This is a genomic window from Pseudomonas sp. F220 (assembly GCF_057813935.1).
Genome location: NZ_JBVASJ010000002.1, coordinates 59991 through 83993, shown reverse-complemented (window position 1 = coordinate 83993; position 24003 = coordinate 59991). Strand labels below are relative to the sequence as shown.

Below are 24003 nucleotides of genomic sequence, written 5' to 3'. Positions count from 1 at the left end.
TTTGGCTGCTAGTTTGTCAAAAATATTTTGACAAAAGGTCAGCGCATTCATGGTCAGTCTTGATCGATTCGACACCTTCAAAGCCGTGGTCGAGGCCGGATCGCTGACGGCCGCCGCCGATCTGCTCGGTCAGACTCGAGCGGTGGTGAGCTTCAATCTCAAGCGCCTGGAGGCGGAACTCGGCGTCACCTTGCTGACCCGCAACACCCGTCAACTGGCGCTGACCGATGCCGGCGAGCGCTTTTACCAGCGCTGCCTGCGCACGCTGGACGAAGCGCGGTTGGCCATCGAAGAGGCGCGTTCGGAACATTCCCAGCTGCGCGGCACCTTGCGCATCACCACTACTGTGGAATACGCAGTCGCCAGTGTGGTGCCGGCGCTGGAAGCGTTTCGTCAGCAGCACCCGTTGCTGAATATTCATCTGTCGACGTCATCGACCCACGCCGACCTGATTTCCGAGCGCTTCGATCTGGCGATTCGTCTGGGCCGTTTACTCGACTCCAATCTGCGCGCGGTGCAGTTGTCGACCTTCGAAATTTTCGCCGTAGCGGCGCCTTCGCTGGTCGCTCGTCATGGGCCGGTCAGCACGCTGGAAGCGCTGGCGGCGTTACCAAAACTTGGCCACGCGAGGGTGCCGGAGCTGACGGTCACCGATGCCCACGGGGCAGAGCATCTGTACCTGCCGATACCAGGGGAAATCACTATCGTCGCCGACAATTCGACGACCTTGCGCGCGCTCGCAGTCTGCGGACACGGCGTGGCGATCCTGCCGCAATGGCTGATTCAGGAAGACCTCGATTCGGGAGCGCTGCAACGTTTGTTGCCCGACCACCCCTTCACCCGCCAAGGCGTTTACGCGCTGTACCCCGACACGCGACACCTGCCGCTGAAGGTGCGGGCGTTTATTGATTTTATGAAGGGTCTGGATTAGCCAGGTTGAACATTTGGTGCCTGAGCTGTCGCCATCGCGAGCAAGCCCGCTCCCACACTAAATCAGCGTCGAACCGCTGAATTGTGATCGACATACTTCTAATGTGGGAGCGGGCTTGCTCGCGATAGTGTCGACGCGGTCTTAGAGCTGTCCACTCAACCCAAACCGCTTCATCAACCCCGATTCCAACAAGCCCTTCGGTACCAACGCCACCAACAACGGCAACGCTCGGCTGCCATTGCCCAGGCGTAGCAAACGCGGTGGTTTGCTCTGCTGTACAGCCTTGAGCAAATCAGTCGCAAACTCGCTGGCCGGTGTCGGGTTGTCTTGCGAGGCTTTAGCTCTTGCACGGATGCCCTCGCGCAGAGGCCACCAAGGCGATTGTTCGCTGATCAATTGTTCGGCCTCATGCCCTGCATTTTTGGCGAAACTGGAAGCGATGGCGCCGGGCTGAACTTCCATTACGCGGACACCGAACGGTGCCAGTTCCATGCGCAGGGCATCGCTCAAGGCATGTACGGCGGCTTTTGAGGCGCAGTAGGCGCCAGCAAACGGTGTCACCAATATGCCGGACACACTGCCGATATTCACCACCAAGCCTTTGCAGCGGCGCAGTACCGGGAACATTGCACGGGTCACGCCGACCACCGCGAACACGTTGGTTTCGAACTGGCGCTGCATCGCCTCCACACCGCCGTCGAGCAGTGGCCCCATGGCGCCATAGCCGGCGTTGTTGATCAGCACATCCAAACCGCCGTGTTGTTGATTGATGCGCTCGCTTAACGCTTCCAATGCAGGCCCGTCGTTGACGTCCAGTTGCACGGCGATGAACCCGGCGGCGGCCAATATTGCTACATCATCAGCCTTGCGCGCAGTCGCCCAGACCTCGTAACCGGCAGTTTTGAACACATCGGCCAGCGCACGGCCGATGCCGCTGGAACAACCGGTGATTAACGCGAGAGGCATGGCGCGGTCCTTGTGCAAGAGGGGGGAGGTGATGGATCAGTCAGAGAAACTACCCTGCAAACGCTCTGCGCGAAACTCCAGGGTTTGCGGGCGATAACCGGGACGCAGCGGTGGCAGCGGCAAACAGTCTTCCCACGAGGCGCCAGCCTGTAACTCGCCGGGGCCACGGTAGCGCGGGGCGGCGTAGAGGTTGTCCGCAAGGTTCACTGTGTCGCCGGGCGCATACGCGGCAATCCGCCAACGTAGCTCGGTCAGTGGCACGTCATTGCCGTTGTTCATTATAAGTTTCAGCGGACGGTCCGCCGGGCAGTGCTCGGGCGCATAACTGATGCGCAACTCCAGCCGCGCCAGCTGCTTGACCTCGCGGTTGTCCAGCCAGAACACCCATGTTGCTACCAGGGCCAGGCCAATCGCCGCCGCCAGCGACACCGGCAACGCTTTGGCCGGATAACGCAGCAACAGGACCAGCCAGGTAATGACCAGCAAGACGCCGATGAACATGAAGCGAAACCTCGGAAGGGAAGAGAACCATCGTACCTAAGCGTAGGTGCGATTGACCATGGGCGAAAATCAGCGGTGAATTCTCGGGCCCCATCGCGAGCAAGCTCGCTCCTACACTGGACTGGCGGTGAACACAAAATTGATGCTCGACGCGATCCAATGTAGGAGCGAGCTTGCTCGCGATGGGGGCATGCCAGCCAACACAATTATCCAGCATGCAATTCGGGAATAAAAAAGCCCCCGACCCACCCACTGCGAATAGGAACGCAGTGGGCTGGACGGGGGCTTCTTGTTTGCCTGGTGCTACAGGTCAATCACTGCGCGATGGTTTTCACCGACACGCCGCGTTCGATCGGGGTGGAGCGACCGTAGATATCTTCAAAACGCTCGATATCGTCCTCGCCCAGGTAGCTGCCCGATTGCACTTCGATGATTTCCAGCGCGATCTTGCCCGGGTTGCGCAAGCGGTGGACCGAAGCGATCGGGATGTAGGTGGACTGGTTTTCAGTGAGCAGGAACACGTTTTCGTCGCAGGTTACTTCGGCGGTGCCGCTGACCACGATCCAGTGTTCGGCGCGGTGGTGGTGCATCTGCAAGGACAGGCAGGCACCCGGCTTGACCGAAATGTGCTTGACCTGGAAGCGGCCGCCCATGTCCACCGAGTCGTAGGAGCCCCATGGCCGGTAGACCTCGCAGTGGTTCTGGGTTTCGCTGCGACCCTGTTCGTTGAGGGTGTTGACCATCTGTTTGACGCCCTGAACCTTGTCCTTGTGAGCGATCATCATGGCGTCTTTGGTTTCGACCACGACGATGTTTTCCAGGCCGATCACCGACACCAGTTTGCCGTTGCCGTAGACCATGCAGTTGCGGCTGTCCTGGATCACCACGTCGCCTTTGGTGACGTTGCCGTTGCTGTCCTTTTCGTTGACCTCCCACAGCGACGCCCAGCAGCCGACGTCGCTCCAGCCGGCAGTCAGCGGCACCACGCAGGCGCGCTGGGTTTTTTCCATCACCGCGTAGTCGATGGAGTTGTCCGGGCAGCAGGCGAAGGTGGCTTCGTCGAACTCGATAGTGTCGGCATCTTGTACGCTGCGCTCCAGGGTCAGCATGCAGGTGTCGTAGATGTCCGGGTCGTGCTTTTTCAGCTCTTCGAGGTAACGGCTGGCGCGGAACAGGAACATGCCGCTGTTCCAGAAATAGCCGCCGGCCTGGACGAACTCGGTGGCGCGTTTTACATCAGGTTTTTCGACGAAGTGCGACACGCGGCTGACGCCTTCGGGCAGCAGCGAATCGTCGGTCGACTTGATGTAGCCGTAGCCGGTTTCCGGTTTGGTGGCGGGTACGCCGAACAGCACCAACTCGCCATTCTCCGCAGCCACGGTGGCCAGGGCCAGGGCGCGTTGCAGGGCTTTCTGGTCGTCGATCACGTGGTCGGCCGGCAGCACCAGCATCAACTCGTCGCGGCCTTCGTTGACCAGCATCATCGCGGTCAGGGCCACGGCCGGCGCCGTATTGCGACCGAACGGTTCCATCAGGATGCGCTGGGTTTCCAGCTTGCGGTTGCTCAGTTGCTCGTTGACGATAAAGCGATGGTCCTTGTTGCAGACCACGATCGGCGTATCCATACCGTCGAACACCAGGCGTTCCAGGGTTTGCTGGAACAGCGTGTGCTCGCCGGTCAGGGCGAGGAACTGCTTGGGAAATTGCTTGCGCGAAAGCGGCCAAAGACGTGAGCCACTACCACCTGACAAGATTACCGGAATCATGTTGTTTCTCCTTGAATCGAAATGGGTCAGAGCTACTGCGTTCTGTCGTTTCACTCTTGTTTTTGTCTCGGTCCAGGCTGGCCTTTGTAGGAGCAAGCTTGCTCGCGATGGAGGCTAACGATGACGTGGGGCACCAGAAGAAATGCGGTGCCCTTGAGTTCATCGCGAGCAATCGAGCGTCGACCGGCTGCTCCTACAGGGTTCGTGGTCAGCCTGAGAAATCCATTAGCGCGTCGAGACCGGGCGCTTTACCCAGACTGGCGACAGGCTGCTGCCGCTGCCGGTGACGTAGAGCACTGCGGCTTCACCGCGTTCCAGGGCGACCGGTTTTACGTCGCCGACTTTTTTGTCGCCTTCATAGAGGGCCAGGCTGACTTTCACCGGGTTGATTTCACGCTCGCCACGGCCCTTGGCGGCGACGGTCGGGATCACTTCGGTCTTGCCGTCAGCGGTTTTCAGGGTCAGCGGTTTGTCGCTGAGGTTCTGTACGCGTACCAAGGACTTTTGTTTGTTCTTGAACGGCGGTTCTTCGATCAATTGTGGCTGGCCGGTGGCGTTGTTGACCAGCGTGTAATAGTGGTCACCGGCCAGCTTCACTGGCAGCGTCTGGCTGCCGACCTTGGCGCTGTAGTCGCCGCCGGGCATGAAGCTGAAGTCACTGCTGGCCAGCGGCGCGACGTCGCTGAGGTTGGAGGTGCCAACGGTGGCGCTGACTTCCTGGTTGCTGGCGTTGTAGATGCGCACGAAGGTTGAGCCTTTCGGTGCTGTCGGGCCGTAGAGGGCGGCGTCACCACCGGCCCAGGCTTGCATCGACAGCAAGCTGACGCCGGCAACCAGGGCGACCGTTTTCAAGGAGCGAGCAGCGAGACGACGAGGAGTAGTCGTGAAAGTCATAGGGTGTACCTCTTTCAGTTTTGCGCCCGGTCGGGCGTCTCGGATTTGGTGTTTGCAGCCAGGTTTTGTTGGCGAGCACCGGCTTTTTTGAGTTCTGCGACCCACTGTGGGTCGGCGTCGCCGATTTCGTTGTTCACAGGCAGATAACGTTCAGGAAATTCCCAGATCAGCACTTGTGGCGGACTGTCTTTGAAGGCATCGCTTTTCAGGTAGCTGAGCATGGGCAGGATTGGGCCGTGGCCGTCTTCCGAGTAGTTCACCACGTCGCTTTGCAGAGCCTCTTTCAAGGCGCCGACAAAGTTCCAGTTGGGATTGGCGCTGTAGCTGGTGCCGATCAGTGCCACCGGAACTTCGTTGTCGGCGAACAAGGCGTCGTCACCTGCAGGCTTGTCTTCAGCCACGCGCGTGGTGCGTTTTTCCAGCGGCTCTTGCGCCGGCATCAGGTTGCTGAACAGCGGGTCCAGCGGCAGGAACAGCGTCAAGTCGCCTTTATGCTGTTCGGGTTTTTCGATTTCGGTGACAAAGCGTTGCGGCGCTCCACTGAGCGGGGCTTTCTTGGCAATCGCCTTGGCCAATTGCCTGGCGGCGATTTCAGCGCCGGTCGGGGTCCAGTGAGTGTCGGTGCGCAGGAACACTTGCTGACCGTTTTGCTTGGCCTGTTGCAGCGGGCCGAGCAGGTCGGGAGCGAGGATCTTGTCGGCCGCGACATGGTCGTGGAAATCCTTGTACAGATCGGCGTGGATGCTGGCCGGGCGTACATCGCCCAGGTGTTCCGGGTACAGGCGAACCTTGGCCGGGACAATCGCCATCACCAGTTTTACGCCGTGCTTTTTCAAGGTCTGGCGCACGCCTTCGACCAGCGCGTAGTTGCCTTGCAGGTTCAGCTCTTCGTTGACGATCGGGTTGAACTCTTCATCGCTGTACAACCACTGGTCGCGACCGAGCACGACGCCCGGACGACCTTCGTTGAACAGTTTGAAATCCAGCGCCGCCCAGAGGTTGGTGCCCAGGCGTTTGATTGGAAACTCGTCGTCGTAATGGGTCTCGACGGCTTTGGTCCAGCGACCGTTGAGCACGGTCGCCTCGTTGTTGGTGCTGAAGCCGAAGAAGCTGCGCATCGACCAAGCGCCCAAGGCGAGCAGCACGGCCAAAAACAGCGCAATGTAGAGGATGCGTAATGAGCGGGTCATGGTCGGCTCCCTCAGAACTGGAAGTAAAGGAACGGCGAGAAGCTTTGCGCCGAGAGTTTGAGAATCGAAGCCACAAACAGCAGCAGTACCAAGGTGCGCATTGCATAACGCGGCCAATCGGCAACCCAATAGGCAGGCTGCACGAGTGCCTCGGTGCCGACGATGTAGCCCGGTTGGTGAATGCTGTTGGCGGCATCACCCGGTACGGCTTTGATCAGGCCTGGTTGCGCGGTGGCTGGGCCATCGGCTTGGGTATCGATAGCTGGCTTGGCTTTCGGCCGGTTGCTGTAGAAGTCCCGCAGGCCGAAGAACGCCAGGGTTGCGTAAGCCACCACCAGAGTCGCCACTTGCAGGCCGGTGAGGCTGGCGCGGTTGAGTTCCGACAGCGACCATTCGCTGAAGCTAAACATGGCGCCGTACATACGACCGGCAACGTGCAGGTTTTCCGAGCGGAAGATCACCCAGCCCATCACCACCAGCAGGAAGGTCAGTGCCCAGCGGATCGGGTTGAAACTGTGTGGCGAGGTGTTCAGACCCAAGGCTTTTTCAATGGCCAACCACATGCCGTGCCAGGCACCCCAGACGATGTACGTGATGTTCGCGCCGTGCCACAGACCGCCGAGCAACATCGTCAGGAACAGGTTGCGGTAGGTGGTGAGCGTGCCTTTACGGTTACCGCCCAGGGTGATGTACAGGTAGTCACGCAGCCAGGTGGAGAGGCTGATGTGCCAACGACGCCAGAACTCGGTGATCGACTGGCTGATGTACGGCTGTTTGAAGTTTTCCATGAAGCGGAAACCCATCATCAAGCCCAGGCCGATGGCCATGTCGCTGTAGCCGGAGAAGTCGAAGTACAGCTGCGCGGTGTAGGCCAGCGCGCCGAGCCAGGCGTCACCCGTGGTCGGGTGTTGCAGGGCGAAGCAATGGTCGGCCACGACCGCCAGGGTGTCGGCGATGAAGACCTTTTTGATGAAGCCCTGCATGAACCGCGTGGCACCTTCGGAGAACTTGTCGAGGGTGTGGGTGCGGTTGTTGAACTGGTCGGCCAGGTCGCGGAAACGCAACACGGGGCCGGCGATCAAGTGAGGAAAAATCGCCACGAACGCCGCGAAGTCGATCAGGTTGCGGGTCGCCGGGGTGTCGCCACGGTAGACGTCGATGATGTAGCTGATGGACTCGAAGATGTAGAACGAGATCCCGATCGGCAACAGCACGTGGGTCAGGATGAACGGCGAAAGACCGACCGAGGTCATCATCGCGTTGATGCTGTCCACGCCGAAGTTGGCGTACTTGAAGTAGCCGAGGATGCACAGATCCACCGCCACGCCGAGCAGCAGCCAGCGTTGCGCAGGTTTGGTGCGTACACCGGCGGCGCCGACTTTCAGGCCGATCCAGTAGTTCCACAGCGTGACGGCGATGAACAGCGCAAGGAAGTCCACCCGCCACCAGGCGTAGAACGCGTAGCTTGCAAGCAATAAAAGCAGGTTGCGATAGCGTTGCCCGCTTAAGTAGTACAAGCCGAGAAAAATCGGCAAGAACAAAAACAGGAACACATTGGATGAGAAAACCATCCCGACCTCTCCATGTTTAACCAACAGTTAAGGGCCAGAGCCCCCCCCAAACCCCCCCGTGAAAACCGGAGGGTTGTAATACATTCAGTGTGGGAGCGGGCTTGCTCGCGAAGGCGGTGTATCAGTCGACATCATTGGTGAATGTCAGACCGCTTTCGCGAGCAAGCTCGCTCCTACAGGGATCGGATCAGCTGCCCTTGTTACCCTTCTCATGCGATGGGTCGTAGACCTTGGTCAGGTCGCCGCCCAGGCGGAAGGTCTTGAACGGTTGCATCTGGTGTTTACGTTCGAGCACATCCGGCGCACAGGTGTAGAGGCTGCAGAAGGGTTCGAGCCAGGCGAATTTCGAGTCGACCTTGAGGTCGGTCATGTCCTGCTCTTTACCGTTTTTGGCTTCGAACTCTGCAGGGTCTTTCACCCCGGCCAGCACTCGATCACCCAGACGTTTCAGTGCGCCGTTGTTTTCCTGACGCAAATCCACACCGTTGACCTGAGCGAAGCTGGCGATCATGGCCAGCGGCGGCAGGGCGTAGTTGTGGTAGGCGAGGGCGCGTTGCTGGCGCTTGAGTTCGTTGGGCAAGAAGCCTTGCGCGTCGACTTGATTAGCGCCGACTTTGTATTCCTTCACGGCCCAGTCGAACAGATCGCGGCGGTCGGTGGCGACGGAGGTGGCCATGACCGACCAGGCAGCCCAGTACGAGTGGTTGTTGGTTTGTTCCAGCGGCAGGTTGTCCCAATCGCTGACCACTTGATCGGCCATTTTGCTGAACCAGGCTTCGATCAATTGCGACTCTTGTTGATGGGTCGCCAACGGATGGGAGTCAGAGAATTTCAAACGGATGTAGGCCGAGGCCATGCTACCCAGCGCCCATTTGCGCATGGACTTGCCGGTGTGGTTGAAGTCCTTGGACATCAGCGCATCAGCCTTGGCCCAGGAGGTCAACCAGCTCAGGGTGCACTCGAGTTGTTCCGCACGACCGTCACGCATGAATTGCATCACCCGCTTGCTGGTGCCGCGCTCCAGTTTTGTGATGTCTGCGGTGGTGTCGCGGAAGGCTTTTTCCGACTCTACGTTGAGGGTCGAACGGGCCTTGTCGGAACCTTCGTATTTGCTGCGAAATTGCAGGGCGCCGGTGTACGGCGTGGGCATCGCGTCGCAGCCCTCGCTGTTGTCACCACTTTTGAACTTATCCACAGGCGCGAAATAGCCCTGAGGTGGGCGCAGCGGCGCGGCGGCCTGTGCGCTACCGGCGAAAATGGCCAGCCCCAACAGGGTGGGTGCCAGAAGCGTTCGAACGTTCAGTCTGCGAGATTGCATAGAAGACCTCATTGCCCGGCCTGAGCGGTACGTTGCCCGGCGCTTGGGAATACGTTGCGTTTGCAGATTTTCGCTTCGACTTTCTGCGCAGCGGCGCCGGCTTCCGGGCCCTGGACTTCAACGGCCAACAGGTTTTGCGAGGCCCAGTCTTCGTCGCTGCGCAGTTCAAAGGCGAAACGCCCGTCAGTGTCGGATGTTTGCGGTTTGTCGATCTTGATGTCCTCGTGGCGCCCGTTCATGTACCAGAGGGTGGCTTGCAAGGTTTTCACCGACGGGTCGGCGAAGCGGATGTCGACCTGATGGTTGCTGTTGCGCAGGTCCATATTTTTGCTGTTGACCATCAGCTCGTTCTTGCCGGGCTTGAGGGTGGTGCTGCCGGTCATCTGTGCATCTTTGCCTTCGCAACCGTTGTCGAGCAGCGCCATCATCTGCCGGTAGATGGTTTCCTGATCGAGGCGATACAGCGGCGAGAATTCCCAGATGAGGATCTTCGGCGGCTTTTTCTGGAACTCGTCGCTGCCCAGATACTGCAGCATCGAACCTTCCAGACCACCGCCGGGGAAGGCGACGTTGAGAATGTCAGCGCCGATGGCTTCTTCCAGGAACCCGGCGAAGTTGTAGTTCTTGCCGCTGTGGCTGGTGCCGACCAAGGTGATTTCCGGGTTACCGGAATCGCCGAACAGATCGCCGTCTGCCGCCTCGCCTTTAGGCTCGGTGGTGAACTGATCCATGTACTGGATCGCATAGCTGGTGCCACAGAGTTGACCGGCCATGTTGTGTAACGTTCCGGTCTTGCCCATACGACCTGACTTATGGCTTTCGAATTCACGCTTGGGAATGTCGGCGAAGGCCGGGATTTGCTTGACCTTCTCGCCGACGATTTTCGCTGTACGCTGGGCGCCGTAAGGGGTCCAGTGCTGGTCGCCACGGAAGTAAAAATCGTGGGCCGGCAGTTCGTCGCCCAATTGCTCGTTGGTCAACGGCGACAGGTCTGGCACGACATAACCCATGGCGGCGAAACGCCCGAGCATGGTTTTGTAGTTGTTCAGCGCCTTGTCGAAATCGAATTTGGCTTTGTCTTCCGGGTTCAGTTTGTTGCGGTTCACCAGACCACGGGTCGGCTGATAAACCACCACCAGTTCCACACCTTTGCTCTTGAACGCATCGTGCAGTTCTTTCATGCGTCGATAGCCGGCGGGCGAGGTGTCGAACTCGGTGCGCAGATCTTCCTGGGACCGGAACAGCCAGTCGCCCTGGGCTTGTACCAGGGTGGTGAAGTTCTGTTGATAACGGGTGGTGTAGTTCTTTGCGTCGTGAGCCTCCGGGCACAGGTTGCAGCACGGCTCGGCGGTGAAGTTCGGTTTCTGGGCGTCGGCTGCTTGCGCACCGCCGCTGGCGGCGAGAATGGCCGCAGTCAGGCCCGAAAGGCTGAGTAGTTTGATCAAGTGTGGGTGCATAAAGGTCATCCTCAGTCCCGCATTTCGGTCTGGCGTTCGACGGGGTCGATCAGCACGGCTTTCTGCTGGCGCACCAGCAGGTCGAGAATTTCATCCTGGCGCTCGCCCAGAATCCCCGAGAAGCTGATGCCGCTGGATTTGGTCGGAGCGAGCATCGATACCCGGTACAGCTCAACGCTCAGTGGCGAGTCGATGGACAGCGGCCCACTGCCGTTGGCGGCCAGTTCGCCACCGACTACGATCAGCGAGACCTGGGCATCGAACGGATCGAGCTTGATGTCACGGTCGGTGTCGGAGAGGTCTTTGATGTGGCCGTAGACGCCGGTCAGGCCATTGGCCATGGCGATGTTTTCGTAGAGGCGAATGTTCACGCTGTTGCGAATCCGAATGCCGTGACGTTTGTTGCTGATCACCTTGTTGCCCCACAGCAGGTTGTCAGCACTCTCGTAGAGGGTGATGCCGTCAGTGTGGTTCTTGTAAATCTCGTTGTAGGCGATCAGGTTGTTGACGCTGTTACGGTCGATCACCAAGCCCGACAGGTTGTTGTCGTAGCTGCGGTTGTTGAAGATGAAGCTGTCATTCACTTCGCGGGAAATGATGATCCCATGCTTCTTCTTGGTCCCGTGCACCGTGTTGTCGGTAATGATCAGACCGTGGGAGCGGTCATGGGGATCGATGCCGTAGACGATGTTGTCGCGGTAGGTGTTGCCTTTGATCACGAAGTCGCGGGTCTCGTAGCAGTAGAAGCCGTACCACATGTCCGAGAACTCAGAACCGATGATCCAGCCGGTGGGTTCCGGGCGCTTGAGCACCTTGGCCATGTTCGGCGTGTACTGGGAAATACTCACACCGTAGGACTTACTGTTGGCATAGCCGAAGCTGGCCATTTTGCTGTTGACGATGTAGGTCTCGGTGCCGCCCCAGGCCAGCAGGAACGGGCGGAACTCCTTCGGCGAACGAAAAGTCGCCGGGCCATTGTCTTTCTCGCGCCAGCCAGTGATTTTGGTGTCACGTACGAACAGCTGACCATCGTTGACCATGAATGAACCGGCTTCTTCGGACAGGCGCAACTCTTGGGTCTGTTTGTCGATTTCGAGGATGCCTTTACGGCCGACCACGATTGGCAATCTGGCCAGGAACACACCGGGCGAGGTCTCGCTGATGTACTGCTTTGGCAAGTGTTTGGTCAGGTCCTTGAGATTGACGTAACCGTCGTCGATAAAGATCGCCTGGGGGATACCGTGTTGGCGCACCACCCACTCGGCCATCTTGTTATCGCCGCCGATGAAGTCCTTCAGCGCGTCTTCCTGCATCATCCTGCGTACGCTGACCTTGCCCGCTTTGCTGCGAACGATCTTCGCCGCAGCTGCTTGGGCGGTGTAGCCGGAAAGGTCTGGCAGCTTGGGTTTGGCCAGCTCTAGCGACGCGGTCGGCGCGCTGGTGACGGTGTAGGTTTTAGCCTGTTGCAGCCCCTTGGCCACGATCTCCGGTTTGCTCTTGTCGTTTGAAACACCAGGTTCGACGCTGGCAAACACTGCGCTGCTGGCCAGCAACATCGCGCCGGCCAACAGGCTGATCGAGCCTTTGATGGCTTGACTGTTCATCTCACGCACTCCCTTCGTGCCTCGCATCAGAAGCGCCAGATCACGTCGATAAAGGCGCGATGCATGTACGAGTCGACTTCTTTGCCATAGGCGTCGCCGGGTTTGAACACGCCACCGCGAAAACGCACCAGCGCCGAAGGCTCATCGATGGACTGGCTCAACGCGGCTGGCAGCAGGCCTTGCTTGAAGTACTTGGTGACCACCAGATCCATTTCCTGGCCAAGGTCTGTCTTGCCGTCTACGAGCGGTAGGGATGTGCTGGAAAGCACGGCATCGGTGGTGTTGTCGTAGGTGTTTTCGACGGCGTTGATACCGTTGTTGCCGATCTGTTTGTTGCCATCGACGCGCCAGAATTTGTGGTAGATCAGGCTGGCGTCGTAGTCATCACGCAGCATCCAGGAACCAAACAGAGTGGCGGTCTGCATGTTGCTCATTTCACCGCGAAAGGCTTCGCCGAAACGGTGAACCCGCGAGCGGGTGCCGGTGTAGGTCGAGCGGTTACTTTCCAGGCCGTTCTGCTCGTAGTCGCCGCTGGCGCGGGCATAGGCCGCACCGACTTGCCAGTTCGGATCCAGACGCAGACGGACACCCAGGTCAGTGGCCCAGCCGTTGACGCTGCCGCTGTTGTTGGCGTCGACCGGTGGCGTGCCTTGGGCGGTCAGCGGGTTGACGGTGTCGCGGTTACCACTGAGACCTGTGACGCTGCCCCAGTAGTTGACGGTGTTGGTGTTGCGATAGTTGTAAGCATCGCTGTTGGCTTCCAGGCCGATCCAGGTCAGGTCGCCGTTCTGTTTCTTGGCCAGCGAGTCGGCCGCTTCACCGGGTACTGGATAGTCGAGCTTACCGTCATCGTGAGTGTGATGAGCGCGCACGCCGACCCATTGACCCGGTGTCCATTGGGTGGATACGTCGCCGTAGATATGCAGGCGATCCTTGTCTTTGGGGGCCAGTTCGGTGAGGTCGGTACGGTACTCGCTGAAGCGTTCGGCGGCGCCGACGTTGGCCCGCAGCAAGGTGGTGTCGAAGGTCCAGTTCAGCGCTTCGATGTTGGTGTCGCGCCATTGGCCGTCGTCATTGCGCAGGCGTTGGCGACCGAGTTTCAGCTGCTCGCCGGGGTAGGGCGTCAGGCCGCTGTAGCCGACCCAGAATTCGCGCATCGCCAGGTAATTCTTTTTGCTGGTGCGACCATTGCTGTTGCTGTTCTGCGTGCCGCTGCTATCAGACTGTTGCAGGGTGTCGGTCTCGACGATGTCAGTCGAGGTCACGGCCTGGCCCATGGCGTAGGCGCTCCAGTTACCACTTTCGCCATAGACCCACGGGCGCAGGTCGAGGCCGACACCGTTGACGTCGCCTCCGGGACGGGTGCCCAGATCGCTGTCAGCTTCCGATTGGCCGGTGGCTTTCACTTCCAGGCCATAGTTTTTGGTGTCGGTCAGGGCTGCCAATGTCGGGCAAGACCACAGCAGCGCAAATGTCAGGCCAATGCCGGCCTGAACGAATGGATTCAACTTCATAGGGATTCCTCGCCGTCTTCTTGTTGCAGGGCGTGCAGTGCCGTTGGGTTCTGGCTCAAGGCGCCACGCATGGCCTGTTCTTGTTGCAACAGACGTTGGGCCTCCGCGTGCTGGGCAGGCGGCAGTTGGGCTTCGAGTGTTTGCGCAAGCTCATTGGCTAGCGGGGTGTCCTGGGCCTTGGCCAGTTGGCTGAAGACATAGGCATTGACCGGGTCGGGCTTGGTGCCCTTGCCTTGGGAGAACAGCTGTGCAATCGCAAAGTCAGCGCTGTTCTGGCCATTGCGGGCAGCAGTCAGCAGGTGATCCAGAGCCTTCTGCGGATAGACCTTGCCGAGGTAGCCACGGCGGTAGATCTGACCGAGGTAGTAATCGGCGGCGACTTCCTTGCCGAGGGCTTTCTGGAAATGCGCTTCGGCCTGTTTGGCGTCGGCCGGGACCCATTTGCCCTCGTAGTAGAGCTTGCCGAGTAGCAGTTCGGCCCGTGGTTGGTCGGCGGCGCGGCCGTTGTTCAGATACTTCATCATCTTGTCTACGTCGCCCAGTTCCGGGAAGTCGTAGAGCAACTGCGCCAGGCTGACCCAGGAAGCGGGGTAGCCGGGGGCGATGTGTTCGAGCATGGTCTGTGCGGTTTTTTCGTCGGTCTTGCCGAGCGTGGCATCGCCGAGTACGCGAGCGACACTGTCCATTCGTTGAGCAGAAACGCTGCCACGGCTGTAGGCGGCTTGCAGCTGCTTGAGCAGCTCGGCCTGTTGCTCAGGCTGGGCGCGTTTCTGGTAGACGGTGGCCAGTTCGACATAGCAGATGTCGGTGGTGTTGAGCGCCGCTTTGCAGATGCTTTCGACCTCGCCCAGATGCTGGTCGTAGGTGCCTTGGGTGCGATAGAGCAGCACTTGCGCCAGACCGGCTTGCGGGTAACCGGCAGCGCGCCATTTGCTGACCTGTTGCTGGGCGTTGATGTTCGGGAAACTGTGGGGGTATTGCAGATAGAGCATCGCCAAGGGGATAAGGGTATTGCCTTCCCCATTGGCGAACGCTTTTTTCAACAAGCCTTCGGCTTCGTGCTGCTCGGCTTCGGTGGAGCCGGGTTTGGCCACCAGCAGACGCCCCAGACGTGCCTGAGCACGCGGCGAGGTATCGACGGCCGCGCGGTAAGTCGCTTCGGCCTGTTTGATCTGTGCCGGGTCGTGGCTGTCCACCTGGATATCGGCCAGACCCACCTGTGCTTCGCTGTAACCCAGGTTCGCCAGCTGCTGGTAGTTTTGCGCCGCCATGGAGGTGTCGCCGCGCTTGAGGGCTTCATTGGCCAGGCGCTGGTCTGGCAGACCGGCGCAACCGGCCAGGGCGATGGCGGTGGCCAGCGCACACAGGTAGGTGCGGCCGCTACGCGACCGATCGCGAGCAAGCTCGCTCCTACAGGTCATTGCGTCGCTCTTGTAGGAGCGAGCTTGCTCGCGATCGAGTGCGCAGCACTCGTCAATGGAAAGGCTCGTCACAGGCATGTCCTCCGCTTAAAGGCCAGCGGCCATGGCTTTATCGATCAGCCAGTTCAGGGATGGGCCGCGATCGCTGCTCACTTCCACCGGGCGACCGGCGAGTGCGCTGTCCAGCGGTGCGTCGGGTTTGATCTGCACGCGGATGTCAGACGACAGGTCGCTGCTGTTCAGGCTGGCGCTGCTGACGATCGTGCCGCGGCGAATGTTGTCTTCACCGGCGATCTGGAAGTTCACAGGGGTACCCGGACGCACGTCGCGGAACTGGCGATAGGAGAAGCGTGCTTCAACGTTGGCCAGGCTGCCCCGCGGGATCAGTTCGAAGATCACATCGCCTTTGCTGGCGTACTGACCGTCGGCGACCATTTGCTGGCCCACGGTGCAGTCACACGGCGAAGTCAGGGTGCCGGTCATTTGCTTGCCGAACAGTTCTTCAACCTTGGCCGGTTGCAACTGGTCTTCGTCCAAGTGGCCCTTGAGCACGTCGAGCATGCTGGTACTGAAGGTCGCCAGCGGTGCACCTTTGGCGGCGATGCCGTCAGGTTTGATCAGGCTTTGCACGGTACCGTCGCGGGGCATGGTGACGTTCATGCCGGGCACGCTGACCAGACCGGCCTGGGCGTGGCTGATGAAGTACATGCCGTACACCGACTTGAAGATGAAGCCGAAAGCCGCCAGGCCGACGATAAAAATCGCCAGGCTGAAGGTCACCGCACGCAGTCGGGCGAATGCTGACATGCCGCTGCCGCCGTCCTTGACCTTGCGCGCCTTGGTGAAGTTGTCGCGCTGCAGGGTGGCGAGCACTTCGCCCATGGTGACGATGTCACCGCTCAGGTGCGAGGTGATCAAGTGGCGCAGGGTCGAGATGTCTTGTTGATCCAGGTTCTGGAACTGGCAACCGGTGCGACCGGTCTGGCGGTCGTAAGAGCGGATCATCAGCTCGACGTCCATGGCAAGACCCAGGTTGTCGATGACGAATTGCAGACGACCCTGGTGTACTTCGCCGACAGTCAGGGCCTTTTGCGGCCCTGCGTTGAAGCTCAGACCCCCGGCGGAAAGGTCTTCGACCCGCGCTATCAGCGGGGTGCCGCTGGCATCGACAAAGCGCAGCCGGGCCGGGATTTTGACCCGGGCGTGTTGGCGCTGGGCTTCGGACTCATGCACTACGTTGGTGTTTGCGGTGGTATTCATTGGGCTGTTCATCGATGTAGTTCCTAGTTAATTCAGGCGAGGCAGGTCAGACCATCGTCAGCAGCACGGCAACGAACACGCTGCCGGCGGAGAAGGTCATGGTCCGAGACGACCAGGTATTGAACCAACGTTGAAAGCTGGCGAGATCACGGGTCAGTTTGGTGTCCTGGCGAGTCCAGGACTGTTGATCGAGGCGGAAGAACACGTAGATCTTCACCAGCGCGCCGACGATCTGGTTGTAATAGAGAATCACCGGATAGGCCGGGCCGATTTTGTGCCCCGAGCAGGACAGCAACAGGGTCAGAATCAACCGGGTGATGCCGATCCACAGCAGGTACGCCAGGATGAAGACGGCGCCGTATTTGAAGCTGGCAATGATTGCGACCGTCAATCCGAGCAAGGAGGTCCACATCGACACCCGCTGGTCGAACAGCACCACGCTGGTGAACAGGCCGAGGCGTCCCATGCCCAAACCCAGCGCACGCGAGTTCTGCCGCAGGTTGTTGCCGTACCAGCGGAACATCAGTTTGCGACTGGCCTTGATGAAGCTTTTCTCTGGCGGGTGTTCAACGGTGTTGATCGCTGCGTCCGGCACGTAGAAGGTGTCGTAACCCAGACGCATCAAGCTGAACCAGCTGGACTTGTCGTCGCCGGTGAGGAACTTGAAGCGGCCCAGGCGCCAGTGTTGCAGGGAGTCGCTTTCGACGTCGGCGATGAAGTCCGGATCGGTGACCACGGTGGCGCGGAATACCGACATACGCCCGGTCATGGTCAGCACGCGCTTGGACAGGGCCATGGAGCACATGTTGATGTGGCGTTGGGCAAAGCGCAGTTTGTGCCACTCGCTCATGATGTAGCCGCCGCGCACTTCGCAAAACTCGTTGGTGGTCAGGCCGCCGACGTTGCCGAACAACTGGAACCACGGCACGGTTTTACGCACCACGCCTGGGGCGAGCACGGTGTCGCCATCGATCACCGCAACCACTGCACGATCATCCGGCAGGTGGCGGGAGATGGCGCGGAAACCGAAGGCCAGACCATCACGTTTGCCAGTACCGGCGATACGCACGAAGTCGAGCTTCACATGGTCCGGCGGGTTCATTTTTGCCCAGAGGCTTTTCACCAGCAGCTCATCGGACATTTCCACCAGCGAACAGACCACGGTGGTCGGGAAACCGCACTCGATGGCTTCGCGGATGACCGAGCTGTAGACCTGAGCGGTGGTCAGCGCATCGATACGAAAGCTGGTGACCATCAGGAACACGTGGGACGGGTCAGCCGTTTTACCCAGCTTGCGCACTTTGCGCCGCAGGTGCGGGTAGACCACGTACAGAAACAGCATGCCGCGCAGAAAGTGCGTGGCACCCATGGAGTAGCGCCAGATGCCCACGGCGCCAATCAGGAAGATGAAGTCCTTCGACTCGGAGTCGAACGTGGACGTAGGCAACGCAGTGGCGATGCCCATCAATAAACTTAGGTAAAACAGCCAACCGGCGGCCTGAAGTAGGCCGTGCTTTAGCCTGTGCATAATCGGTATCCTAAAGTCAGTTGCAAGCCCCAAGCTTCAAGCCCCATGCGAGGAGCTTTGACTTGCGGCTTGAAGCTTGAAGCTTGCGGCTGCCTTACCAGCAGATGCCTTCAGTCCGGCCACTCACGCTGGTGGCTTTGGACATGAACCCGACCAGGTCGACGACCTGTTTGCCGTGTGGAGCGTTCTCGGCGAGGGCGCGGAACTTCTCGTCGCGGTTGCCGAGGATGATCACGTCGGAGTTGTTGATCACTTCGTCGAAGTCCGAGTTGAGCAAGGACGAGACGTGAGGGATCTTCGACTCGATGTAGTCCTTGTTCGCACCGTGAACGCGGGCGTATTCGACGTTGCTGTCGTAGATGCTCAGGTCGAAGCCTTTGCCGATCAGCATTTCCGCCAGCTCTACCAGCGGGCTTTCGCGCAAGTCATCAGTGCCGGCCTTGAAGCTCAGACCGAGCAGGGCGACTTTGCGTTTTTCGTGGCCGGAGATGATGTCGAAGGCGTTCTGCACTTGGGACACGTTGCTGCGCATCAGCGAATTGAGCAGCGGCGCATCGACGTCCAGGGTGCTGGCGCGGTAGGTCAGGGCGCGGACGTCTTTTGGCAGGCAAGAGCCGCCGAACGCAAAGCCCGGGCGCATGTAGTACTGGGACAGGTTGAGGGTCTTGTCCTGGCAGACCACTTCCATCACTTCGCGACCATCGACGCCGACCGCTTTGGCGATGTTGCCGATCTCGTTGGCGAAGGTCACTTTGGTCGCATGCCAGACGTTGCAGGTGTACTTGATCATCTCGGCGACTTCGATGTCCTTGCGGATGATCGGGGCATCGAGCTCTTCGTACAGCGATTGCAGAACATCACCGGAGGCTTTGTCGAACTCGCCGATCACCGTCATCGGTGGCAGATCGTAGTCCTTGATCGCGGTGCTTTCACGCAGGAACTCAGGGTTGACCGCGACACCGAAGTCGATGCCGGCTTTCTTGCCTGAGCAGTCTTCGAGAATCGGGATCACTACGTTTTTCACGGTACCCGGCAACACGGTGCTGCGTACCACGATGGTGTGGCGGGTGGTTTTGTCACGCAGAACAAAACCGATCTCGCGGCACACCGATTCGATGTAGTTGAGTTCCAGGTCGCCGTTCTTTTTGCTCGGCGTACCGACGCAGATCATCGACAGGTCGGTGTCGCGAATCGCTTCGGCGAAATTGGTGGTGCCACGCAGACGACCGGTTTGAATACCCCGGGTCAGAAGTTCGCCCAGACCTGGTTCTACGATCGGTGATTTGCCGGCGTTGATCAGGTCGATTTTGTCTTTGGAGATATCTACGCCAATGACTTCATGGCCCCGTGCAGACAGGCAACCGGCACATACTGCACCGACGTAACCCAAACCAAATATGCTGATGCGCATCGCATTTACCTCTGTATTTATTACGCCATTAGATGGCCGGAATTAATGATGTTCAACGGTCATAGTGCACTCGCAAATGTGCGGTGCAGACGCCACAATGCCGTGTGCAGGCATACTAAGTTCCGAGTGTCTAAAGAGTGCACTCAAGGTGTTCGTAACTTGGCCTTGTTGTAATGACGTGCCCTGATATGCAGCCGGTCTTCCTCGGGAAGACATTCGTGCAAAGGTTGTCTCGCACTCGATAGTTTACTTAAATCCAGTAATATCAAGTGGTTATGCACTAAGGTGAGCGCAATTATAGGGGCGCGGCCTTGGCCTTGTAGGGGATAGTTATGGTGCGTTATCTCCCGTCCTTCACGTTTATTCCACATCAGTGACCTGAGTATCGAATGGTATATGACAACTTCGCTACTTGATCACCTCTCTGCGTAAGTTATCTCGTACACACCTGAAGATAATCGTTACCGGTGGTATGAGCGGCGTATGTGGACATAGTTCCAGTCAGCCCATCCTGAATATTGAAATTTCTTGAAATATTACGAAAGATGGCACTGCTCTCATATTGATAGCACTTGCCATATGGCCCTTTATTAACGGGGAATTAATCGGGTTAGATGGGTATGTGCCACTACTCACAAAAAAAATAAGTGCCACTACTTAAAAAAATCACTTTTGTCGAGTGAAAGAAAATTCATAAAACTATAGGTTGGGTTTTTGACGCCAAGATAATGGCGATCTGGGCGAGAAAATGCTGAGCTGAAGCACAGTTCGACGCACGTGCCTGATTCATGACGTGCGCCGAAAGAGTGTTCTATTCGGGGGCGTGGTCGCGCAGAAAAACCAGTGTGTCGGGTTTGGACTGTTCGACACTGAAGCGATAACCCTGCGCATCAAATTGCTTGAGTGCGGCGGGGTCGTTGATGCGTTCCTGGATCACGAAGCGGCTCATCATGCCGCGGGCCTTTTTCGCGTAGAAGCTGATGATTTTGTACTGACCGTTTTTCAGGTCCTTGAACTCGGTATTAATAATCCGCGCGTTCAGGGCCGGGCGTTTGACCGCCGAGAAGTATTCGTTGGAGGCCAGGTTCAGCAGCATGTCATCACCCTGGTCAGCCAAGGCTTCGTTCAGCCACTCGCTGATCCGGGTGCCCCAAAAGGCGTACAGGTCTTTGCCGCGGGCGTTGGCCAGTTTAGTGCCCATCTCCAGTCTATATGGCTGCATCAAGTCCAGCGGGCGCAGGAGCCCGTACAGACCCGACAGCAGACGCAAATGTTGCTGGGCGTAATCGAAGTCCGCCTCGCTGAAGGTTTCGGCATTCATGCCGGTATAAACGTCACCTTTAAAGGCCAGCAATGCTTGCTTGGCGTTGGTTTGGGTGAAAGCCGGAGTCCAGCTGCCAAAGCGCGCGGCGTTGAGGCCGCCGATCTTGTCGGACACGTGCATCAATTCACTGATCTGCGCCGGGTTCAGCTCGCGTAACTGCAGGATCAACTCCTGGGAGTGATCGAGGTACTGCGGCTGGGTGAAGCGTTGGGTCACCGGTGGGGTTTGGTAATCGAGGGTCTTGGCTGGGGAAATCACCATCAGCATGAAGTCGTCTCCTGTAATCGTGGGGGGATTCTAGGGGGTTGTCCGAGTTGACTCCAGTAATGGAGGTTATAGAGGGATCAGTGGCGATCGCGGTCCCACAGGGAACCGCTCAGCAGATCAGCTATAGTGCCGCGCGGGTTTTGTTATGGAGACATCCCTTTGCGTATCGCTTTTCTTTTCTCGGCCTGGCTGTTCAGTCTCAGCGCCATGGCCGCGCCCAATGACGTCGCCACGCTGGACCGCAGCACCTGGCCAGAGCAGCTGACCAGCCCGACCCTGTTCGACGTCGCGTCGCGGGCGGAAATCCTTACCTTCGCTCGCGCCTTGCTCGTCAGTGAGACGCTGGACGAGGCCGCTTTAAAGCAGCGCCTGGGGCTGCGCACGATCAATCTGGAGTCGATCAAACGCCTGCGTCAGCGGATGTGGCAGCGTTTGCTCGCCAACTACAATTTCGCCCAGCAAAGCTGCGATCAGGACGCCTCCTTCTGTTATCTGGTCGAAGACATGGACACCCTGCGCGAGCAGGCCGGCAAGTTTCAGGTCGGCGCAGATTCCTACTACATACGCTGGGCTGAGCCGAGTCGGATCTTCCATGAGCGTTATCTGGACGAGCAACTGCGCAAGGCGGCGTTGTTTCCGCAAACCAGCAGCGAGGTCGAGCGCTTCGGCGATTACGAGCGCAACGGTGATGAACTCAACGACCGGCTGTTTTTGCTGACCTTCGACAGCGCTGCCGCAGCCTCGCCGGATAACACCGCGTGGCTCACTGAATACCTGCGTAAAGCGAACATGAGCGGGACCTTTTTTGTGCTGGGCAGCGATATTCAGGCGCGGTTGGCTCAACGCTCGGTGGCTGATTTACAAGCGTTGTACTCAAAGCAGTGCGTCGGGGTGCAGGGGTGGGAATACCGCTCTCACAGTCATTGGCAAGACTGGCAATACTCGATTGGGCACAGTGTTGAACTGGTGAACAGCAAATTACCGGAAAACTACGTGCCGCTGTTTCGCCCGCCCTACGGCCAGCGTCGCGCCGACGGCGAAGGGTTTTTCAAGGCTCAGGGTTTGCAGGTCGCCTTGTGGGACATCGATCCTCAGGACGCCGGCGGCAAGCTCAAGCCTCAAGAGAGCGGCCAGAGAGCATTGACGCTGATGTTGCTGTGGCGGCACGGGGTGATCAATTTCAATGTCAAACAGGACGCGGTAAAAACGGCGATGCCTTGGCTGGTCACACAAACCGCGCAAAGCGGGATCGGCTGGGAGGATTGTCAGGACGCTTTTCGCTGAAAAGGCAAAGTGCCAGCAATCATTGGAGGGAAGGGTTGAACGGGGAGATTTTCAGCGTGATTTCCATGCAGGCGGACTTCTGACTGTAACGGGGTGATGGCAGTCCGCCAAGTGCTATTGGTCACTCAGAAAAATAAACTTCAAAAAGTGTCAAAGTGCTTTTTTCTGTCACACGTTTTGGAGTATTACGAAGACAGACCGCCGAAACCTGCAACACAGGTGGCGTCTTCCAAGACCCAGCGTGTGCAGTTCACTTGAGTCCTGCTGTTTTGAGTACTGCGGGGTGAATTCGGTGGCCACTTCGAGGCGCAGCACTGTAACGGTATTGCGTCGACTGGCTCCCACAAAGGTGACCGAGTATGGATGATCACGGACGTAGCCCTTCTTCCAACCTGCCAATCCTTTATGTACTCGATACCAACGTATTGATTCACGATCCAAACGCGCTGCTTAACTTCGAAGAACACCACGTAGCCATCCCGATGACCGTGCTTGAGGAGCTCGACAAGCTCAAGAGCGGGCATCACAGCGTTGCTGCGGAATGCCGCCAGGCGATTCGGCTGATCGACAAGACTCTGGGCGACGCCAGCCCGGAAGATGTTGAGCTTGGCGTACCGATCCAGCGTGGCAAAAGTGGGCCAAAGGGTTTGCTGTCAATTCTGATGAGCAAGCGTGCCGAGCCGAACATCATTCTTCCCGAACATCTGAACGACAACATCATCATCAATCAGTTGATCGACCTGCACGCGCGCGACAAGGAATTGCGACTGGTACTGGTGACCAAAGACATCAACATGCGCCTCAAGGCCCGGGCTTGTGGGATCGCGGCCGAGGACTACAGCACCGACCAACTGGTCGACGATGTGTCGCTGCTACCCAACGGTTACCACAACATGACGGGGTCGTTCTGGGATCGTGTGAGCAAGGTTGAAACCCGTCAGGACCACGGTCGCACCTGGCACCAGGTGCAGCTGATCGACAACCTGCCGGCCGTGCATATCAATGAGTTCATCATCGACGAACAGGGTTTTGTCGGATGGATCAAGGAAATCCAGGTCGACAAGCTACTGATTCTCGACCTGCATCAGGAACCGCTGATGCACCAGGAAGCCTGGGGTCTGAAACCGCGAGACGTCTATCAAAGCCTGGCGCTGTTCGCCTTGCTCGATCCGGACATTCACTTGGTCAACCTGTCCGGCGCAGCCGGTTCCGGGAAAACCATCCTGGCATTGGCTGCCGCCATCGAGCAGACCATGGTCAGCAAGCGCTACCGGCGCATCATCGCCACCCGTAGCGTACAGGGGCTGGACCAGGAGATTGGCTTTTTGCCGGGTACCGAAGCGGAAAAAATGGAGCCTTGGCTGGGCGCCATTACCGACAACCTCGAAGCCTTGCACATGGATGACGAGAGCACCCATGGCAGCGTGGATTACATCCTCAGCAAAGTGCCGTTGCAGTTCAAATCCCTCAACTACATTCGAGGCCGCAGCTTCCAGCAGAGTCTGATTCTGATCGATGAATGCCAGAACCTCACCCCGCACCAGATGAAAACCATCATCACCCGTGCTGGTGCCGGTTCCAAAGTGGTGTGCCTGGGCAACCTGGCGCAGATCGACACTCCTTACCTGTCCGCGACCAGTTCCGGGCTGACTTACCTGACCGAACGCTTCAAAGATTTCCCCAACGGGGTGCACATCACCCTGCAAGGGGTGCCACGTTCGATTCTGGCTGAATACGCCGAATCCCATCTGTAAAACCTCTGAACCGGGCGGCCCAAAGCCGCCCGGTTTTTTATG

18 protein-coding genes are annotated in these 24003 nt (G+C 58.6%); 3 read left to right on the top strand and 15 right to left on the bottom strand.

Going from position 1 to position 24003, the window contains the following annotated elements:
* Nucleotides 1-49 precede the first annotated feature (49 nt).
* Nucleotides 50-931 (top strand): LysR family transcriptional regulator, encoded by an 882-nt coding sequence (locus ACZYSM_RS02200; protein ID WP_489068441.1) that lies wholly within the window; start codon nt 50-52, stop codon nt 929-931.
* 141 nt (nt 932-1072) lie between these two features.
* Here ACZYSM_RS02200 and ACZYSM_RS02195 read toward each other — a convergent pair whose 3' ends face one another.
* The 15 genes from ACZYSM_RS02195 to yaaA all read right to left on the bottom strand — a co-directional run bounded on the left by ACZYSM_RS02195 (nt 1073) and on the right by yaaA (nt 20923).
* Nucleotides 1073-1897, bottom strand: a complete 825-nt coding sequence (locus tag ACZYSM_RS02195) for an SDR family oxidoreductase (protein ID WP_489068439.1) — start codon at nt 1895-1897, stop codon at nt 1073-1075.
* Nucleotides 1898-1933: 36 nt separating this feature from the next.
* Entirely contained in the window at nt 1934-2398 is a 465-nt protein-coding gene (locus tag ACZYSM_RS02190; RefSeq protein ID WP_489068437.1) for a multidrug transporter, read from the bottom strand.
* 314 nt (nt 2399-2712) lie between these two features.
* Complete coding sequence (locus ACZYSM_RS02185; RefSeq protein ID WP_489068436.1) at nt 2713-4164, bottom strand: mannose-1-phosphate guanylyltransferase/mannose-6-phosphate isomerase; 1452 nt, start codon at nt 4162-4164, stop codon at nt 2713-2715.
* A gap of 225 nt (nt 4165-4389) precedes the next feature.
* A complete protein-coding gene (locus ACZYSM_RS02180; protein WP_489068434.1) occupies nt 4390-5058 on the bottom strand; it encodes an alginate O-acetyltransferase AlgF in 669 nt (222 codons plus the stop codon).
* A 14-nt stretch (nt 5059-5072) separates the two neighbouring features.
* Nucleotides 5073-6248, bottom strand: coding sequence for an alginate O-acetyltransferase (locus ACZYSM_RS02175; protein ID WP_489068432.1), 1176 nt, complete (start codon nt 6246-6248; stop codon nt 5073-5075).
* Nucleotides 6249-6259: 11 nt separating this feature from the next.
* The gene (locus tag ACZYSM_RS02170) at nt 6260-7819 is read right to left on the bottom strand and encodes an MBOAT family O-acyltransferase (RefSeq protein WP_489068430.1); all 1560 of its coding nucleotides are present in this window, start codon (nt 7817-7819) and stop codon (nt 6260-6262) included.
* A gap of 187 nt (nt 7820-8006) precedes the next feature.
* Nucleotides 8007-9137 (bottom strand): mannuronate-specific alginate lyase, encoded by a 1131-nt coding sequence (locus tag ACZYSM_RS02165; protein WP_489068428.1) that lies wholly within the window; start codon nt 9135-9137, stop codon nt 8007-8009.
* Between the two features lie 8 nt (nt 9138-9145).
* A complete protein-coding gene (locus tag ACZYSM_RS02160) occupies nt 9146-10594 on the bottom strand; it encodes an alginate O-acetyltransferase (RefSeq protein WP_489068426.1) in 1449 nt (482 codons plus the stop codon).
* 11 nt (nt 10595-10605) lie between these two features.
* Nucleotides 10606-12198 (bottom strand): mannuronan 5-epimerase AlgG, encoded by a 1593-nt coding sequence (gene algG, locus ACZYSM_RS02155; protein WP_489068424.1) that lies wholly within the window; start codon nt 12196-12198, stop codon nt 10606-10608.
* 26 nt (nt 12199-12224) lie between these two features.
* Entirely contained in the window at nt 12225-13712 is a 1488-nt protein-coding gene (locus tag ACZYSM_RS02150; protein ID WP_489068422.1) for an alginate export family protein, read from the bottom strand.
* Nucleotides 13709-15133, bottom strand: a complete 1425-nt coding sequence (gene algK, locus ACZYSM_RS02145) for an alginate biosynthesis TPR repeat lipoprotein AlgK (RefSeq protein ID WP_489068898.1) — start codon at nt 15131-15133, stop codon at nt 13709-13711. Before algK ends, ACZYSM_RS02150 begins: the two co-directional genes overlap by 4 nt.
* A gap of 87 nt (nt 15134-15220) precedes the next feature.
* Nucleotides 15221-16393 (bottom strand): PilZ domain-containing protein, encoded by a 1173-nt coding sequence (locus tag ACZYSM_RS02140; protein ID WP_489068420.1) that lies wholly within the window; start codon nt 16391-16393, stop codon nt 15221-15223.
* Between the two features lie 46 nt (nt 16394-16439).
* A complete protein-coding gene (alg8, locus tag ACZYSM_RS02135; protein ID WP_489068418.1) occupies nt 16440-17921 on the bottom strand; it encodes a mannuronan synthase in 1482 nt (493 codons plus the stop codon).
* 94 nt (nt 17922-18015) lie between these two features.
* Complete coding sequence (locus tag ACZYSM_RS02130) at nt 18016-19332, bottom strand: nucleotide sugar dehydrogenase (RefSeq protein WP_489068416.1); 1317 nt, start codon at nt 19330-19332, stop codon at nt 18016-18018.
* A gap of 811 nt (nt 19333-20143) precedes the next feature.
* Nucleotides 20144-20923: a peroxide stress protein YaaA gene (yaaA, locus tag ACZYSM_RS02125; RefSeq protein WP_489068414.1), complete on the bottom strand. Its 780-nt coding sequence runs from the start codon at nt 20921-20923 to the stop codon at nt 20144-20146.
* A 159-nt stretch (nt 20924-21082) separates the two neighbouring features.
* On the opposite strand from yaaA, the gene ACZYSM_RS02120 reads away from it, so the two are divergent.
* Together ACZYSM_RS02120 and ACZYSM_RS02115 are read left to right on the top strand one after the other, a co-directional pair.
* Nucleotides 21083-22207, top strand: a complete 1125-nt coding sequence (locus ACZYSM_RS02120) for a polysaccharide deacetylase family protein (protein ID WP_489068412.1) — start codon at nt 21083-21085, stop codon at nt 22205-22207.
* A gap of 359 nt (nt 22208-22566) precedes the next feature.
* Entirely contained in the window at nt 22567-23961 is a 1395-nt protein-coding gene (locus tag ACZYSM_RS02115; RefSeq protein WP_489068410.1) for a PhoH family protein, read from the top strand.
* Nucleotides 23962-24003 lie beyond the last annotated feature (42 nt).